Origin of the sequence: Gemmata sp. SH-PL17 (assembly GCF_001610855.1) — a bacterium.
Lineage (GTDB): Bacteria > Planctomycetota > Planctomycetia > Gemmatales > Gemmataceae > Gemmata > Gemmata massiliana.
In genome coordinates, this window is record NZ_CP011271.1 from 5,016,333 (window position 1) to 5,033,911 (window position 17,579).

Here is a 17,579-nt window from a genome sequence, read left to right on the forward strand (position 1 = left end):
TCTGCGCCCTCTGCGGTGAAACACTCTTGCTAGAGAGCAGCCGCGAGTGCCCACACGGGGAAGTACTCGCGGTAGAGGTCGTAGTCGAGCATCGCCGTGCCGAAGAACACGCCGTTCACGGCTTCGCGTGGATGCCTACCCGCTCCTGATCGGTGCGCGGCAAGCCACTCGACCCCGCGGCAAACAGCAGTGTGCTTAGCCCCGACCACTTCGCACAGCGCGAGCACAGCCCAACTCGTCATCGTCGCCTGCGATTCGGGGTGTTCAACACACTCCTGACGCAAGCAACTGGTGTAGTGTTCGCCCCACCCGCCATCCGGCTTTTGATGACGAATCAACCAGTCCGCGGCCCGTTGAAGCGCGGGGTTACTCCCATAGCCGGCCGCACGCAGTCCGCGAACTGCGTGGAACGTGCCGTAGGTAAAGTACACGCCCCAGGCGCCGGGGAACGCACCGCCCGAGTGCTGGCGACCGAGCAGGAATCGCGCGCCGCGCCGGATCGCGCGGTCGATTCGGTTTGTGGCGTGGTGCGGGACCGCCACACGGAAGCGCGAGAGAGCGACTAAACACGATCCGGTGCATTCGATGTACGACTGGTCCGTCATGCACCGCGTGAACATTTCCGACGGGTTCAGCCGTTCGAGCCAGCGCGGGCTGCGTGCGCGCTCGTAAGACCCGAACCCGCCGTCGGGGTTCTGGCGCGAGAGGATAAAGTCCGCCGCGAGCGCGAGTCGCGTGTCTGAAATACGTTCGCGCGAGTCGAGTTCCAATTCCGGCGCCGCGTGCATCCCTAGAACCGCAGACAGTGCTTCCGCGGTGCAATCGCTCACCGGCCACGAGTGCGCCGAATCGCCCAAACACCACCCGCCGAGTGCGCGATCGGGGAACATCGGGTCGCGCCCCGCGACGGGCTTCATAACTTGCTGTTCGGCCAAGAAGCGGTACGCGCGCAAGAGCGCGTCACGGTTGGCACGCACCGCACCGGGATCGGCGAGCAGCGATTCAACGGCGAACCCGGTGTCCCACACGCGAGTGCGCCCACCGGAGTAGCGGAGGCCGCGGGCTGCATCGTCCCAGCGGTAGGCCTCGAACCCCTCGACGCACTTCGCAATCAGCGTCCGGTCCGCTCCGCGTGCGTGCAGCGCGAGCACGTTTAGCACGCCGTTCACTGGCGAGAGTGTGAGGCGATCGGAAACGTCGAGGTCGAGTTGGATCAGATGCGCGCACCGTTGCAGCGCGCTCTCACGCAGCCGCCGGATCGGGAACCGGTCGTACCACCCCATGACCCGCTCCGCAGCGCGAATGAGCAAGTTCGGCGGCTCGAAGGCGTCGCTCGGTGCGAGGTGATACCGGTGCTCGCGGAACGACGCGGGCGGCCCGGCCGATCCGTAGAGTTCGTGCCGGAGTTCGTCACCGAGGGAACCGAGCGCGAACCGCGCGTGGCTCCCCTGAAGGAGCGACATCGCGAGGTAGACATACCGCGTATGGCAGTAGAAACGAATGGGGTGAACGGGGAATGCGCGTGGCAGAAGTGCGAGTTCCGGCACGAGCGGCCGAAGCCCGTCGCGCCCGTAGAGCCCGAGCAGCGTGAGCCAGAACTTCCCCCACGTCGGTGCGGACAGAATACCGCCCGGCTGAGCGTGCAGCCAGTTCCGGGCGCGAACGGCGAGCGGGTGGTCGGCACTCACACCGAGACAGCGCATCGCGACGTAGACCAAGCTCGTCACGAACACCGAACCGGAGTGTTCGAGGTGCAGACCGAAGGCCCCGTCGGAAGTTTGTGTGCGCTCGAAGTGGGTAAGTATCTTGGCCGTATCTTCGGCCGAAAACGGGAGGCCCACAACGTGCCGCGTGATCGCCACCTGCGCGGTGACGACGGGGCACCAAATCATCTCCCCTTCCCAGTACCCATCGAGAGTCTGTAGGGCGCGGAGGTGCTCGGCGGCGCGTTCGGTAGCGGTCGAAAGTTCGTGCGGTACGGCGTTCACGGTATCAGTTCGTGAGGGCTTCGCGGGCGAACCAGCCGGCCCAATCCGCGAACCCCGCTACGGCGCCGAACGTGTACGCCAGCGGTCGGCGCCCGACCTCGGTGACGACCCGGCGCGACGCAGCAACCAGGAGGCGCGCGAACGTGACGCTGAGCGCGGCCCGGCGTGTTTCCCGAACAGCGAGCAGGCGCATGGTGTCGTGTCGGGCCGCCGCGGACGAGCGCCAGGTGTGGTAAACGGCTTCACGCAGCTCCGTGCTCCCCGCGTCCGCCCCCACGAATAAATCGTAAAGGCCCATCGAGAGCAACTCGGGCACGCGGCCGCGCGCGCGCCGAACGGAAGCGTATTCTTCAACCGAGCGCGATTTCGCGAGAGTGACCGCATCAAGGAACCCGACCGACATCCCGACCGCACAAAGCGGGTGGCAGTGACCGACCGCGTCGCCCACCAGTGCCATCCCGTTCCGCCCGTACTGTTTCCGGCGCATCCACTGGTTCGCCGCGACCGCCGGGGGACCGCTTGCAAGCGCCCGTGCGCACGCTTCATGAACAGTTCGCGGAAGCGCATTCTGGTAAGCGGCGAGCAATTCGGCCGGGTTCCGCACCCACGCGACGCGGTCCGCGGGCACGTCGAAGCAGACGCGCGCCTGGTGCTCATCGACCCGGAACGCGAGCACCGGACCGGGACCACCGAGGAACACGTTGCCGAATTCGGTGAACGGCAATGCGGCCGCGTCGATCAGCACGCCGAGCATGTACGAGACGGGCTGGCTCCCGCCCGAGTGCCCGAGCGTTTGCCGCACCACGGATTGCCTGCCATCCGCACCCACGACCAACCCCGCCGCGACCTCGATAGTTCTCCTGCGATCCGGCGTCGCGACCGTAACCCGCCCCCGGGCGACATCGGTGACCCGGCACCCCGCAAGCACGGTCACGTTGTGTTCACACGTGAGCCGCTTCTGAATCGCTTCGACGATGAGGTGGTGCTGACACCCGACCGCGCGCTCGCCGCCGACATACGGTAACACGATGGGATCGCCGTCTTTGGGGAAGATTGCGAACCCGCGACCCGAGGCGTGCGGGATCGCATCGCGTGCGAAGTCAACGCCCAGGTCCGCGAGAATGCCCGCCCCGGTTGGATGAAGCCACTCGCCACCGAGCCGATGGGTTTGCGGGCGCGCATCGACCAAACACACGCGAGCGCCAGCCCGAGAAAACGCGAGTGCGGTTGCGGTCCCGACCGGCCCGCCGCCGACAATGGCCACGTCCGCGTCCAGGAGCGCGGGGAAGACCGGTTGTTCGTCCGAACCGGAATGAGGCATGAGACCAGCCGTGGCCGCGGTACGGGCTGAGTGAATCGTCCGAATGACACAGGTCTGTTATCGCACGGAACCGCGCCCGCGACCATCCCAACCTCGTTTCCGCTCCCTTCAACCAGAGGGGAACGTGTAGCTCCCCGACGCAGCGCGGATTGTAACTTGGGGGGCGCATCTTGAAATGTTTACACTACCCACAGTTGAACGTGGGAAAGGCTAATGTGTGAGAGGGATTCGTGTTACGCCCGGTCGGATCGCTTTCGGGACCGGCGGCACGGTCGTTGCGAACGAGTACGAGTTGCGCCAACACAAATGCACTCGATGCGCCACCGCCCCAGAACCGTCACAGAGCAAGAAACGAACGATGCCAACGACCACCAGCACACCTCTCCGCGACCGGTTCACTCGTCTCGCCTCACGGTGGAGAGACGAGTCGGTTCACATGTCGAATACCGCGCAAATGGCGATGCTCCGCTCCTACCAGCAGATCATCGGGATGGGTGAACCGGCCGTGCCGCTTCTATTGGAAGAACTCCAGCGGGAACCGGACCACTGGTTCTGGGCACTGGAGGCAATCACCCAGGAAAGCCCCGTCCCGCCAGAAGCCAAAGGGAAGCTGAACGAAACGGCCCGCGCCTGGATCGAATGGGGCTGCCAAAAGGGATACATCTCCTGATGGACCCACCCCGACTTCCCTCAATTGACCGCGACTAACCACCGGGACACGAGTCCCGCGGACCGACGCTACAACTGCGTCGCGTGGGCGGCAGAAGATACCGAGCACTGGTGGGAACCCGGAGTTTTCTGGAGCCCCCAGGATTGGCCGGTCGACGATTCCGGCATCGGAGCGCTGGAACGTGCGTTCCTTTCGCTCGGGTATGAGGATTGTGGAACGAACTGGAGCCTCGAACCCGGCTACCTCAAAGTCGCGCTCTACTCCTCCGGCGGGTTCACGTACACGCACGCGGCTCGGCAGCTCTCATCGGACAAGTGGACGAGCAAATTGGGAAAGAGTGTGGAGATCGAGCACGATACCCCCGATGTCGTCGCTGGAGGCTTGTACGGAGAAGTGGTGCAGATCATGAGAAAGGCGATCCCGCCGAGCGAGTAATCGCACGTTCCGCCCTTCCCTACTTCAGCGCCCACTCGAAGAACGCATACAGCAGTTCGTTCGATTCCGCATTCGGCGAATGCTCCTTGCGGTTGGTCATCGCGACACGGTTCTCGGCACCCAGCAACTTGTTCACCGCGACACTGTGGTTCAGCGCCTTCCAGCGCTCGGGTGGGTCTTCGGCGCCGCCGGACACAAGGAACGGCCGTGGTGCCAGTAGCGCGTGCAGGTCGGTGAGGTCGCGCTTGTCTTCCACCAATTTCTTGTACGATCCCGTGTGGGGGTTCTTCTCGTTCGGGATACCCGGTTTGCGCTGTTCCTTCAGGGAAAGGTCGAAACCCAAATACCACGGTTCCCAATAATTCACGTTGCTCCGCGCTTCGTCAAACACGATGCCCGGATCGGACCACGCGCCGCACGCGAACTTGTCGTGCAGAGCCGCCGCGAACATCGCCCACTTGCCGCCGTAAGAGTGCCCCAGCACACCGATGCGTTTCGGATCTACGTTCGGCATGTTCACGAGCGCGTTGTAACAGTTCGCGGCCTCGTAAGCGTGAAACGACAGCGGCTGAATCCGACACTTGTCTTTAGTGGGGTAATACGTGTTCGGGTCGCCGCCGAGCGACAGTGTGACGAACCCGCGCTTGGCGAGCTGAATGGCAAAGTCCCGGAACTCTGTCTTCCCCCTTCCGATGGCGGTGTTGGCCTCGTAAAAGACGACCACCACAGCGGGAAACGGCCCCTTCCCCGCCGGCATGAGAAGGTACGCATCTTCGACCACGCGACCGGGAGCGGTTTCGATTGCGAGCTTGTACTGCGTCACGCCGTCGCGCTCCTCCTTCGCACCGAGTTCGACCTTCGGTTTCTCAATCAGCGCGGGCCATTCACCCATTTGCGCGTGCCAGTATTTGCGGATCTCTTCCCGGCGCTTCTTCCAGTCGGCCGCAGTTTTTACGTCGGTGCCATCGTCGAACTTCAACGGCGAACGATAGCGACCTAAATCGTTGGCCAGTTCCTTCGGCGGCTTGAAATACGAAACGAGTTTCGCTGGCGGTTCGTCGGCCAGTGCGGGTGCGCAGACGAGGGACGCAAGCGCCACGAGGAGCCAGCGCGAAGTTCGCATGTCACAGTTCCTCACGAAGCCCGGCTGTGGAAGTGTGTGCCTTTGGGTTTGATGGTAGCGACCAGAGGTCCGTGTCGCATGTCAAAAGGCCACACGCATCAAGGCAACACGGCAGCCCGAATCGCTGCCATACCACGATTCGCATCCAGCAGAGAAGTTGGGTCGCATCTCGGTGTGGCCTGTGGGATAATCCGGCACCTCGCGGAGACCTCTCCCAATGCGCACAGCATTCACTTTCAGCCTCCTGGTCACGTTTCTCGGCACAACGTTCGCGCCCGCCGCAGACCCGCTCCCCTACAAGGTCGGCACGGCAAAAGTCGACATCACCCCGGCCCACGCGATCCGCCTCAACGGGTTCGGCTTCCGCCGCACGGAGTCGGAAGGCACGTACCACAAGATCCACGCACGGGCGCTCGCCATCGACGACGGCAAGGCACCAGTCGTGCTCATGACCGTGGACGTTCTCGGTATTCCGACCGACATCTTCGACAAGGTCGCGAAGCGCCTGGCGAAGAAAGTGGGCCTCAAACCGGAACGGCTCGCGATTACCGCGACGCACACGCACACCGGCCCGATGATTACGGGCGCCAACCCCACTCTCTTCGGCGTCCCCATTCCGAAAGAGCACCAAGCGAACATCGATAAGTACACACCGGTGTTCCTCGACAAGCTGGAAGAAGCGGCCCTCACCGCACTCAAGGACATGAAACCCGCGAAGCTGGAGTGGGGCGTTGGGAAAGTCGGGTTCGCGATGAACCGCCGCACGAAGAATGGCCCGACCGACCACGACCTCCCGGTTCTGTTCGCACGAGACGAGAAGGGTAAGATCCGCGCCACCTACCTCGACTACGCCTGTCACTGCGTCACGCTCTCGCACAATAAGATCGGTGGCGACTGGGCCGGGTTCGCAGCCACTGCAATCGAGGACAACTTCGAGGGCACCGTTGCCCTCGTCGCCATCGGTGGCGGCGCGGACCAGAACCCGTCGTCTGGGGTAACGGGGGCAAAAGAAGACGTCGCGAACGCCCAGGGGCGCGATATCGCGACCGAGGTCCGGCGCCTGTCACAAAACTTCCTGGCCCCTGTAACGGGTGCGATCACCGCGAAAGTCACTGCGATCGAACTACCGCTCGCAACTCTCCCGACACAAAAGGAGTGGCAAGAAAAGGCCAAGCGGATGGACGCGATCGGGCACCACGCCCGCGTCACGCTCGCGAAACTCGATCGGGGCGAAAAGCTCGCCACGAAAATCACGTACCCGGTCCAAACGTGGGCGTTCGGCGAAGCACTCGCGATGGTTCACCTGCCCGGCGAGTTGGTGGTCGATTACCCGCTCCGGTTGAAGAAGGAACTCGACGGCCAGCGCGTGTGGGTGACCGGTTACGCGAACAACGCCCCGTGCTACATCCCCAGCGAGCGCGTGCTGAAGGAGGGCGGGTACGAGGGCGGCGGCGCGATGATCTACTACGACCTGCCGGCCGCGTTCGCGCCGGGGTTGGAGGACAAGATCGTCAGCGCGGTGAAGGAGCAAATCGGGAAAACGTTCGCGGCGAAATTCGATCCGAAGAAGACCGGCGATACGAAACCGCTCTCGCCCCAACAGTCGCGTTCCCTCATCAAAACGAAGCCCGGTCTGAAGGTCGAACTCGTGGCCGCGGAGCCGCTCGTCGCCGACCCGGTAGCGATCGCGTTCGGGCCGGACGGCAAGCTGTGGGCCGCAGAAATGGCCGACTACCCGAGTGGTAAGAGTCCGCTCGAACCGGGTGGGCGCATCGTGTTCCTCGAAGACACGAACGGCGACGGGGTCTTCGACAAGAGCACGGTGTTCCTCGACAACCTTCCGCTCCCCACGGGTGTGCTCCCGTGGCGCAAGGGCGTGCTCGTCTGCGCCGCCCCCGACATCCTGTTCGCGGAAGACACGGACGGCGACGGCAAGGCTGACAAAGTCACGAAGCTCTACAGCGGGTTCGGCACCGAAAACCAGCAGGGGCGCGTGAACAGCCTCCAGTACGGGCTCGGTGGCTGGGTGTACGGCTCGTGCGGTCTCTTTGGTGGCAACATCACCTGTGGGCTGACGAAAAAAGTGGTCGCACTAGGCGACCGCGACTTTCGCATCCGCCCGGACACAGGGGAACTCGAACCCGCGACCGGGCGCACGCAGCAAGGGCGCGTCCGGGACGACCGCGGAAACTGGTTCGGCTGCGACAACAGCACACTGATCCGACACTACGTTCTCGACGATCACTACCTGCGCCGGAACCCGTTTGTCAGTTACCCGAACGCGATGGTGAACGTAGCCCCCACGAACAAACTGTTCTCGCTGAAATCGGACGCCCAGCGATTCGCGCTGTCCGGCCCGCCGAATACGATCACTGCGGCGTGCGGCCTCGGCATTTACCGCGACACCCTCTTGGGCCAGGAGTATTACGGCAACTCCTTCACGTGCGAGCCGGTCAACCTCCTCGTCACGCGCCGCGTCCTGAAGCCGAACGGCTCCACGTTCGTTGGTGAGCGCGCCAAAGACGAAAGCGATAGCGAGTTCCTCGCTTCGACAGACGGCTGGTTCCGACCGGTCCACATCACGACCGGTCCGGACGGATGCTTGTTCGTTGCGGACATGTACCGCTACCTGATCGAGCACCCGCGCTGGATACCGCCTGCGGACCTCGCCAAGATCGACATTCGCGCCGGCGCAGGTTTGGGCCGCATTTACCGCATCGCGCCAGAAAAATCGTCGCCACGTCCCTGGGTACGGCTCGACAAACTCGACACCGCGGGGCTGGTCGCCGCCCTCGACAGCCCGAACGGGTGGCAGCGCGACGTGGCAATGATGTTGCTCATCTGGAAGGACGACGCAAAGGCGAAAGAACCGTTGGAGAAGATGGTTCGCGAATCTAAGACCGGCCTCGCGCGAATGCAGGCGCTATGTACACTCGACATGTTGGGAGTTCTGAAACAGGAATTGTTGGTAACCGCACTCGGAGATTCAGACCCGGTCGTTCAGCAACCCAGCATACGTCTCGGGAATCGCTTATTTGCGAACAAAGACCGCCTCCGAACGCGGCTCGCGGAAGTAATCCTCACCGCGGACGCGAGCACGCAACTTCAAGTCGCGCTCTCCGTGGACGACCCGTACATTCTCGAACTCCTTTTGCAACGTGCTTCCGATGATCCGTTCCTGCTCGCGGCCGTGGTGAGCAACCTGAATAAAGACAACCTCGCTGCCTTCGCGCGAATGAAAGTGCTCTCGTCCCCCCAACTCGTGCGCGACCTCTTTGCCACGGCCGCGGGCCTCGACAACGGATCAGCGCTCCCGCAACTGCTCGAAACCGTTGCGAAGCCCAAAGGGGGCATGTTTGAACCGTGGCAGTTGGCAGCCACCGTTGGCGCGATCGATTCCCTGGAGCGACAGGGGAAAACCTGGGACAAACTCGATCCAGAGATTCGGAAGCCCATCGACCCTGTTATCGCGTTCGCGCGGAAGGTCGTTGAGAAAGAGAACGCCCTCGAAGCCGATTTGCTCGCCGCACTGCCGCTCTTGGGACGCGATCCGGCCACACGCGCCGACGATCTGAAGCGCCTGGCCGAGTTGCTCGCCGCGACGCACCCCGCCGCAGTGCAGTCGGCCGCGGTCACCGCACTCACACGCAAGTCGGACGCCTCCACGCCCGCCACACTCATCGCAGCGTGGAAGAGCGCGACGCCCGCCCTGCGGACCCGCATACTCGACGCGCTCCTCAGCCGCCCTGCATGGCACCCAGAACTGCTCAGTGCCATCGAAAAAGGGACCGTACTCGCGGGGCAGGTCGACGCGAGCCGACGCCAGCAACTCGCCAACTCACCGGACGCCGCGATCCGCTCGCGCGCGGAGAAGTTGTTCTCGGGCGGAACCAATGCCGACCGGCAGAAGATTATCGACGATTACAAATCGGCCCTCGCGCTGAAGGGCGACCGGACACGCGGAAAGGCCGTGTTCGCGAAATCGTGTTCCGCGTGCCACGTGCTCGAAGGCGTCGGGAGCACGGTCGGCCCGGACCTCGCCGCGCTCGCGAACAAGTCACCACTGTACCTGCTTTCCGAAATCCTCGATCCCAATCGTAACCTCGATTCGCGCTACTCCGAATACAAGGCCGTGACGAAGGACGAGCGCACGGTGAGCGGCATCCTCGCGGTCGAAACGGCCACGAGCGTGACACTCCGCGGTCAGCAAGCCAAAGAAGACGTGATCCTCCGGTCCGAAATTCAGGAGCTGCGCGGCACCTCGAAATCGCTCATGCCCGAAGGGTTGGAAAAGGACGTTGCGAAGCAGGACATGGCGGACCTGATCGCGTACCTGACCGCGAACGAGCCACCGCACAAGGTGTTCGCGGGCAACGCCCCGGCCGAAATTACCGTCTCCGACAACGCCCTGACGCTACCCGCGACGAAGTGCTTCGTGTACGGCGACGCGATCGTCTTCGAGCCGGATTTCCAGAACATCGGGTACTGGAACCGTGACGCCGACTTCGTCGCGTGGAAGGTGAAAGTCGACAAAGCGCGCGAGTTCGACGTGTACCTCGATTACGCCTGCGCAAACGACTCGGCCGGCAACCTCTTCGCGGTCGACGGCACGGAACCGGCCCTGCGCGGGAAGATCGCGTCCACCGGCGGCTGGGACCAGTACGCCCTTGTGAAGCTCGGCACGATCAAACTCCCCGCCGGCGCCGGGCGCATCACCTTCCGTGCCGACGCGACCGTAAAGAACGCGCTACTTGACCTGCGCACGCTGTATCTCGTTCCTCCCGGAGCGAAGCCGAAGGTCGCCGAGACGAGCGACAAGCCACTGTCACCGGCAGAACTCGCGGCACTCATCCTCGACGACGCAACACCACGCGACCGGCGCGAAATACTGGTGAAACAAGCGATTCCGCTCGCACCAGACGTAATCCGGGCAATGGTCGCGAGCCTTCCCGCAAACGACGCGAAGGAAGAGTACCGCCGAATCCCGTGGGTGTGGCGCGTGGCCATCGGTGCGGGCCGGGCCAACGACGCCAAGGTGCTCACAGGCCTACTCGATGTCTCCTTTCCCAAGAAGGGCGAGGCTCTGCGCGACTGGCAAGCCGTCGTTCTCGGCGGTGGGGTAATTAACGGGCTGAGCCTCGAAGGAAAATGGCCCGCCGCACGACTCGCGGAGCTAATCCGCTCCGATACGGAACTGGCGAACCGCTGGGCCGAGTGCCTGAAGCTGTCGCACGCGATGGCCGACGACGACAAAGTCCCCACCGGTTCGCGGTACGATGCACTCCGCGTCGTTGCTCTCGACGAGTGGAAGGCGGCCGAACCGCGGTTGCGCAAGTACCTCGCGAAATCCGCCCATGCGGAGCTTCAGCAAGGTGCGGTGAGCGGACTTGTGGACGTTGACCGCACCGAGGCCACCGCGCTTCTGATCCACGCGCTACCCGATCTGACGGCCGGGAACCGCAAACTGGCGATCACCGGCCTGCTTCGGACGCCCGCTCGCGCCGCGGCCCTTCTCGACGCGATCGAAAAAGGAACCGCGAAACCGGAGTGGGTCGAGAAAGAGCACCGCGCCGGTCTTCTTGAACACCCGGACCAGGCCGTTCGTACCCGCGCCGCAAAGCTCGTCGGCGACGGACGATAACGTTACTGCTTGTACTCCGCGACGACCCCGCGGAGCACTTCGTAAATCTGCGCCGCGTAGCCTTCCGTCGAATGACGCTGGCGCGCGGTGTGCCAGCCCGCATCGCCGTGTTCCCGGGCCAGTTCCGGCGCCTCGACGTAGCGGGCCATGCACTCGGCCAGCGCGTCCGCGTCACCGCGATACAAGAGACCGGTGCGGTTCGGGTCGATGAGTTCGCTGGTGCCCCCGCTGTCGTAGCCGATCACCGGGCGGCACGCGGACATCGCCTCCGCGGTCACGCGGCCCATCGCTTCGTTCCGCGAGCACATCAGCGCACAATCGGCGGCCAGGAACGCCCGCTCCGGATCGGGCACGAACCCCCAGAACTCGATCCGGTTCGCGGCGACCAGATCGCTCGCGAGCGCACGGCAATGATCGAAGTAGCCCTGGTCGCCCGTCCCGCCCGCGCCGCCTACAAGCAACAATCGCGTATCGGGGAAACGACTCGCAATCTGGCTGAACGCCCGGATCGCGATCGCCTGCCCCTTGCTCTCACGGAACCGGCCCACGAGCACGAACGTGAACGGCTGGTGTCGGGTTCGTGCGCCCTCGGCCACTCGCCGGCGCGCGTCGAATACCGCTTCTTCGGCCACGCCGTTGTAGATCACGTGCGAGTTCTTCAGGCGAGTCTTGCGCAGTGTGGCTCGTTGTAACGCCTTGGACACGAAGATCGTGGCGTCCGCGGTCCGCAGCCCGAGCCGGAACATGCGTGACCCGAAGTCGGGCCACAGGTCGTAATCCCGGTTACCGAACTCGCGGATGTGCCAGACGTGCGGCAGCCCGAGTTCCGTTGCGGCCATCGCCCCGATCGCGAATACGGACGAGTTGGAGTAAATCAGGTCCGTGTTCCAGCGGCTCATCTGAGCGGTGATCGGGCGCAGGTTCTTTGCGTTGCGGTAGATTCGCGTCGCGGCGTCCTGCGGTGTGCGGTTGGTGGAAACCCACCACTCGAACGGGAGCACCGCGGTCGGCACGCTGAGCTGAGCGAGCGTGTCCAGTAGGTCACCTCGATCGGGACAGATCACGTGCGCCCGAACCCCGTACTTGCTGAGCCCCTGAATGAGGTTCACCAGCGACCAATTGGCGCCGTACAGCTCCGTGTAATGCGTGATGAATGTGATGCGCGGCCCGGGGGCGGGTGCGAAGCCCGCGCCGCCCAGGTCCGGGGTCGATGGTACGTTAATCATCATATCGGTCGTCCGGATTGTAACGCCTCGAGGCGGTCCGCGCGAGTCACTACGACAATGCAGCTATGTCCCGCACGGTTCAACCGTTGCGGCGCGACCCGATCGCGAACGAAACGCCCTCTCATCAACAATACGAACATGGGTTCGATGTGAGACCTGTGGTTCCGCGATCAGGGCCGAGGTACTTCGCGTTCCCGCCCGATTCGTCCACACGAGATCGTCAACCCGGTACAACCTACGCTCCATCTCGGAGGTTAACATTTGCTAACACATTGGCCCCGCCTGCCGGAAAAGCACGAAAACCATTGGCGAAAATGCAATTCGTTACAGAGAACGGCTAACATTCACGCCTCCGGGCACCCCTTTTTGTTACACGAATCGAACCGCTACCAGCACACTACGCCCGATCCAGGCATTCTACGCCCATCAAGCCAGGTCAATCAATACCACTAGTGAAAATATTACCACATAAACTATGACTGCATGCCCACCCTTCTCTTTTACCGCCTATTCCTTCCCCAACACCAGATCCACGAGCCAGCACCCGCGCACATGCGGCGCGTTGGTATCGCGACAGTGGTCCAGCACATTGGCGTCGTCACAGCCCGCGTCCTGGAGCGCGTCGGCGAGGATTGGCATCGCGCTGAAGTCACGCGACTCGTACATCTGCCCCGCCAGCGCGACGGCCATAGAGGTGCGCCACGCGGGAGAGAACGACACAGTGCGGAAGGGGTTTCCGAAGATGTCGCGTGCCAGACGGCTGAGCGTCCATTCGGAGATCGGTCCGAGCATAACTCTCACGTAGCCCAGAACACCCTCTGCGGCCCAAGCAGCGTCGTCCTCGGTTGTGAGTTCCGCTGCCCGAATTGTGTTTCGCATGACACTTTCATTGACCGACAGTACCCCTTCGATGTCTACTCTCGCCCGTTCTCGCGCTGCGCGCAACGCAGTCCCATCGACTTTGCGATCCGCGTACTCCTCACTGAGACCGAAGACGGAGTCCGCTTGAGGATACGATTGATAGTGACTGACCAACCTCCCACACGCGACAGCAAACAGTCGCAACTGGCGCGCACTCGCCCGATCCTGAGCAAACTCCAGCATCGTTCTTGAGGCTTCGCACACCAGCCATTCTGCTTCGGTCATCTCGTTCCCTTCCCGATCTCAGCATGACCGATTCCGTGCGGACCGTAAGCACAGGGCGCACGGCGTTTCCGCCTTGTGCTACGCCAGTCGGCCCCTAACCGAGCCAAAAGCAAATGCCCCCAATGTCTTTCACTCCGCGGAGCGGCCGGAGTTCGTTGCTCAGGGCTTCCACCCTGGGCACTGTGTTCCGGCGCCCTCATAGACTGAACCGGTTCGGGTTCACCAGCGGACTTTGCAAGGCCGTGCGGGTGCCCCGACTAACATGGCACACATCTTTCGACGGGGGGTCGATGTTTCCGAGACCACCTGGACCTCACCCAATAGCTAATAGCTCGGGACATTCCGATTTCTTCTTGAAGCTCACCTGAAGCGCGGGTACGCTCTCACACATCCGCCGGTATCGCCCACCCACCAAAACCTCCCTCCACGGCCTCTCCCATGCTCCGGGTTCTTGGCCACTCATCGGCCGCGTGCGACGGTATTAGCCGACGCGACCTCCTGCGAGCCGGTTCGCTTGCCGCACTCCTGCCTGGAGTGATAAGTCCCCCCGTCGCTGCGGCGAGAAGAACGAACGAGGCACCTGCCGCCACGAAGAAGACCCCGCACGCGAAGGCGGTCATCCTGCTCGATCTCTTCGGCGGGCCGAGCCACATCGACACGTTCGACATGAAGCCGGACGCGCCGCCGGAGATTCGCGGGGAGTTCAAGTCGATCCCCACTGTATTGCCGGGCGTGCGGGTCTGCGAGCACCTGCCGCTCCTCGCTCGCCGACTCGATCAAATGACAGTCGTGCGATCCGTTTCGCACAAGTACAACTCGCACAACCCTTACGGCGTGATGACCGGCTTCGACGGCGGCCACGACCAAACCGACTACTTCGCGCGCCCCACGAACCACCCCAGCGTGCCGAGCGTGTGCCAGTTCTTCGGCGTCGGGCGCGGACACGACCTGCCCGGCTACGTCATGCTTCCCGCAGCGCCCGGCTACACGCAGGGGCTGCGCCGGGCCGGACCGTATGGCGGCTACCTCGGCCCCCGGTTCGATCCCGTATCCAGCACCGCCGACGCGCACGCGAGCGAATCGATCACCGAGAGCAAGGACTTCTACAGCCACACCATTACCCCACTCGGCGAACCGCGATTGCCCAAGATCGACGGCGGGATGACGCTCGACGCACTGAACACGCGCCGGTCGCTCGTGCAGCAACTCGACGCGAAAGCCGCACAACTCGACGCCCACCACGCGACCCGGCGCGACGCCGCGTTCGACCTGCTGCTTTCGCCCAAAGCGAAGACCGCGTTCGACCTGTCGCACGAGCCGCACAAGCTCCGCGACCGTTACGGCAACGACCTTTTCGGCCAGAGCGTGCTGCTCGCGCGGCGGTTGGTCGAAGCGGGTGTCACGTTCGTCACCATTCACACCGAAGCGCGGCCCAACGGTCACTGGGACACGCACGAAAACAACTTCAACATGCTGAAGGGGGTGCTCCTTCCGTTCCTCGATCGTGCCCTCTCCGCGCTGATCGACGACCTCCGGGAACGCGGGCTGCTCGACAGCACGCTCGTCGTGGTAACCGGTGACATGGGCCGCACGCCCCGGGTTAACGGCAAGGCGGGCCGCGACCACTGGCCGCAGTGCGGGTTCTGCCTGTTCGCGGGCGGCGGAACGAAGCCCGGTGTGGTTCACGGCACCACGGACAAGATCGCCGCGTTCCCGGCCGACCACCCGGTTTCGGCCGGCGACCTCGTTTCGACCGTGTACGAACTGGTCGGCGTCGACCCCGAAAGCATGGTGCCCGACCACACCAACCGCCCCCAACACATCTCCCACGGCGGGAAACCGATCCGTGGAATATTGAGGTGAACCCCGCCCGCAAGGGCGGCGGGTGGCACTACTTGTGAGAGGTACCCGCCGCCCTTGCGGGCGGGGTTCACCCGATCCAAGTCGACCAGGAGGTACCCATGCTGCGTTTCGGTGACTCGGCTCGACTCGGTCGGCGGGACTTTCTCCGCGTCGGGTCACTCGCGCTCGGCGGGCTCTCGCTGGCGCAATGCGTTCCCACCGCACGGGCCGGCACGAAGCTCTCCGAGGCCGGTAAGCCGGTCACGGACAAGTCGGTCGTGTTCCTCTTCCTCCACGGCGGACCGAGTCAGTTCGAGACGTTCGACCCGAAGATGAGTGCGCCGGTCGAGATCCGCAGCGCGACCGGGGAGATCAAAACCGCGATTCCGGGTGTCACGTTCGGGGGCACGTTCCCGAAACTCGCCCAGAGAGCCAACCGATTGTGCGTCGTGCGGTCGTTCGTACCCGGTGACGCGAACCACGACATCAAGACCATCGTCGGCAAGGACTCGTTCGGCGCGAACCTCGGCAGCGCCTTCGCGAGTGCCGCGGGTAGCAACAACCCCGCGACCGGAATGCCGCTCAACTGCGTGCTGTTCCCGCGTGCGGTCGATCCCGCAGCGGGAATAGAACAGAGCGGGTTCGGCAAGTTTAACGCGCACGGACCGTTCCCCGCGAGCACGGCCCCGTTCCAACCGGACGGCAACGGCGCACTCAAGAACGACATGAAGCTCAACCTGCCGATGGACCGGCTCGACGACCGTCGCGCGCTGCTTACCGGCTTCGACCAAGTCAAAAAGGGGCTCGAAGTCGACGCGCTGGACGCGGCCCGGCAGAAGGCGTTCAGCATCCTCCTCGGTGGCGTCGGAGAGGCGTTCGACATCGGCAAAGAAGACGTCAAAACGCTGGAAAAATACGACACCGCGCGCCTGTTCGACGTGACGAAGATCGACAAAAAGTGGAACAATCACCAGCACTACACCGACAACGCCAAATCGCTCGGCAAGCTCATGCTGCTCGCGCGCCGGCTGGTCGAGCGCGGGGCCGGGTTCGTCACGGTCACCACGAACTTCGTGTGGGACATGCACGCGGACCAGAACAACGCCCACATGACCGAGGGTATGGGCTACATGGCACCGTCGCTCGACCACGCGGTAAGCACGTTTCTCGACGATCTCCGCGCACGCGGACTGGAAGACAAGGTGCTGCTCGTGGTGTGCGGGGAGATGGGCCGCTCGCCGCGCCTCAACGACAAGGGCGGGCGCGACCACTGGGGCAACCTGGGACCACTGCTGCTGGCCGGCGGCGGGTTGCCAGAGGGCGCGGTGATCGGCAAATCGTCCGCGAACGGCGGCGACCCGAACTCGGAGCCGGTTAGCGTCCAGAACCTGATCGGTACCGTTATGCACACGTTGTTCGATGTGGGCAAACTCCGGGTCACACGCGGCGTCAGCCGGGAACTACTCGCGATGGCGGACTACACACCGATTCGCGGGTTAAACGGCTAGAAGGCCATCGCCACATACGCACAAAATTCGCACAAACAAACACTATACCGAATCAGTGTCGCGTGTCATTTGTGGTGGGTGGCGCGATGCTAACATTGGCTAACATTCCCGGATTGGGGCGTTCAAAACTGCGATTTCCCTGCGAATTTTGCCCGGCGCGGCTAACATCCAGCACAATTCTTGGGGTACCGGACTCGATTGCGCCTCAATTTCCAGATCATTCACCCGATAGCCTCATCTCACAACGACACGTCGTTCACCCACGGCGTCGGGTCCAAGTCCAAACCCGGCGGAATGCAGGTGAAAAGTAGCCCACCGAACATCCGCTCCCAGTGACCGCCTTGGGCATCCAGTTCTTGGAGCAGGAACTGTCCCCACTCGGTATCGATTCGATGTGCCGGCAAGATGAATTCGTAGGTTCGCCAATTGGACGGTTCGACGACACGCTGGAAGCGGAGTTTACCTTCCTCCACCAACTCTGCCTCAATGACATCCTTGAAGCCAGCGGCTTCGACGCCGAGCGGCACGCCGTCCAGCCGGAAACGGCCTTCTTCGACAGGGGTATAGGGTACACTGACGGTGATGGACTCGTCCGGGAATTCGATGAGGAAGTCCTCCTCGCCTCTGAACGACACCTTCAACTGTACGTCGCTTGCCATCCTTCTTTCTCCGTCACTGC

11 protein-coding genes are annotated in these 17,579 nt (G+C 63.5%); 5 read left to right on the top strand and 6 right to left on the bottom strand.

Translation table 11 applies throughout. The annotated features are described in order from the left end of the window. Positions 1–29: 29 nt before the first annotated feature. Both VT84_RS20715 and VT84_RS20720 read right to left on the bottom strand, forming a co-directional pair. Complete coding sequence (locus tag VT84_RS20715) at positions 30–1,988, bottom strand: 2,3-oxidosqualene cyclase (RefSeq protein ID WP_162271790.1); 1,959 nt, start codon at positions 1,986–1,988, stop codon at positions 30–32. A gap of 4 nt (positions 1,989–1,992) precedes the next feature. Beyond that, positions 1,993–3,309, bottom strand: a complete 1,317-nt coding sequence (locus VT84_RS20720; RefSeq protein ID WP_052560806.1) for an FAD-dependent oxidoreductase — start codon at positions 3,307–3,309, stop codon at positions 1,993–1,995. Between the two features lie 436 nt (positions 3,310–3,745). On the opposite strand from VT84_RS20720, the gene VT84_RS20725 reads away from it, so the two are divergent. Both VT84_RS20725 and VT84_RS20730 read left to right on the top strand, forming a co-directional pair. Next, entirely contained in the window at positions 3,746–3,979 is a 234-nt protein-coding gene (locus VT84_RS20725; protein WP_204249612.1) for a hypothetical protein, read from the top strand. A gap of 24 nt (positions 3,980–4,003) precedes the next feature. Then, on the top strand, positions 4,004–4,414 hold the full coding sequence (locus VT84_RS20730) for a hypothetical protein (protein WP_052560808.1): 411 nt from the start codon (positions 4,004–4,006) through the stop codon (positions 4,412–4,414). Between the two features lie 19 nt (positions 4,415–4,433). Here the strand turns inward: VT84_RS20730 and VT84_RS20735 are convergent, their stop codons facing one another. Then, positions 4,434–5,537 carry an acetylxylan esterase gene (locus VT84_RS20735; RefSeq protein WP_082840850.1) on the bottom strand — a complete coding sequence of 368 codons (1,104 nt, stop codon included), beginning with the start codon at positions 5,535–5,537 and terminating at the stop codon, positions 4,434–4,436. 217 nt (positions 5,538–5,754) lie between these two features. On the opposite strand from VT84_RS20735, the gene VT84_RS20740 reads away from it, so the two are divergent. After that, positions 5,755–11,178: a neutral/alkaline non-lysosomal ceramidase N-terminal domain-containing protein gene (locus VT84_RS20740; protein ID WP_082840851.1), complete on the top strand. Its 5,424-nt coding sequence runs from the start codon at positions 5,755–5,757 to the stop codon at positions 11,176–11,178. Positions 11,179–11,180: 2 nt separating this feature from the next. On the opposite strand, the gene VT84_RS20745 is transcribed toward VT84_RS20740, so the two are convergent. Beyond that, positions 11,181–12,407: a glycosyltransferase family 4 protein gene (locus VT84_RS20745; RefSeq protein ID WP_082840852.1), complete on the bottom strand. Its 1,227-nt coding sequence runs from the start codon at positions 12,405–12,407 to the stop codon at positions 11,181–11,183. Positions 12,408–12,911: 504 nt separating this feature from the next. Next, on the bottom strand, positions 12,912–13,283 hold the full coding sequence (locus tag VT84_RS20750; RefSeq protein WP_239465424.1) for a hypothetical protein: 372 nt from the start codon (positions 13,281–13,283) through the stop codon (positions 12,912–12,914). 705 nt (positions 13,284–13,988) lie between these two features. Between VT84_RS20750 and VT84_RS20755 the strand changes: the two genes are divergently transcribed. Both VT84_RS20755 and VT84_RS20760 read left to right on the top strand, forming a co-directional pair. Then, complete coding sequence (locus VT84_RS20755) at positions 13,989–15,413, top strand: DUF1501 domain-containing protein (protein WP_082840853.1); 1,425 nt, start codon at positions 13,989–13,991, stop codon at positions 15,411–15,413. 98 nt (positions 15,414–15,511) lie between these two features. Next, entirely contained in the window at positions 15,512–16,900 is a 1,389-nt protein-coding gene (locus VT84_RS20760) for a DUF1501 domain-containing protein (protein WP_082840854.1), read from the top strand. Between the two features lie 239 nt (positions 16,901–17,139). On the opposite strand, the gene VT84_RS20765 is transcribed toward VT84_RS20760, so the two are convergent. Then, complete coding sequence (locus tag VT84_RS20765) at positions 17,140–17,559, bottom strand: hypothetical protein (RefSeq protein WP_082840855.1); 420 nt, start codon at positions 17,557–17,559, stop codon at positions 17,140–17,142. Positions 17,560–17,579 lie beyond the last annotated feature (20 nt).

Bases quoted from the DNA above. Each gene is read 5' to 3' on its own strand.
- VT84_RS20725 (WP_204249612.1), top strand. From the start codon at position 3,746: ATGTCGAATACCGCGCAAATGGCGATGCTCCGCTCCTACCAGCAGATC.
- VT84_RS20765 (WP_082840855.1), bottom strand. From the start codon at position 17,559: ATGGCAAGCGACGTACAGTTGAAGGTGTCGTTCAGAGGCGAGGAGGAC.
- VT84_RS20745 (WP_082840852.1), bottom strand. From the start codon at position 12,407: ATGATGATTAACGTACCATCGACCCCGGACCTGGGCGGCGCGGGCTTC.
- VT84_RS20755 (WP_082840853.1), top strand. From the start codon at position 13,989: ATGCTCCGGGTTCTTGGCCACTCATCGGCCGCGTGCGACGGTATTAGC.
- VT84_RS20750 (WP_239465424.1), bottom strand. From the start codon at position 13,283: ATGCGAAACACAATTCGGGCAGCGGAACTCACAACCGAGGACGACGCT.
- VT84_RS20760 (WP_082840854.1), top strand. From the start codon at position 15,512: ATGCTGCGTTTCGGTGACTCGGCTCGACTCGGTCGGCGGGACTTTCTC.
- VT84_RS20735 (WP_082840850.1), bottom strand. From the start codon at position 5,537: ATGCGAACTTCGCGCTGGCTCCTCGTGGCGCTTGCGTCCCTCGTCTGC.
- VT84_RS20720 (WP_052560806.1), bottom strand. From the start codon at position 3,309: ATGCCTCATTCCGGTTCGGACGAACAACCGGTCTTCCCCGCGCTCCTG.
- VT84_RS20740 (WP_082840851.1), top strand. From the start codon at position 5,755: ATGCGCACAGCATTCACTTTCAGCCTCCTGGTCACGTTTCTCGGCACA.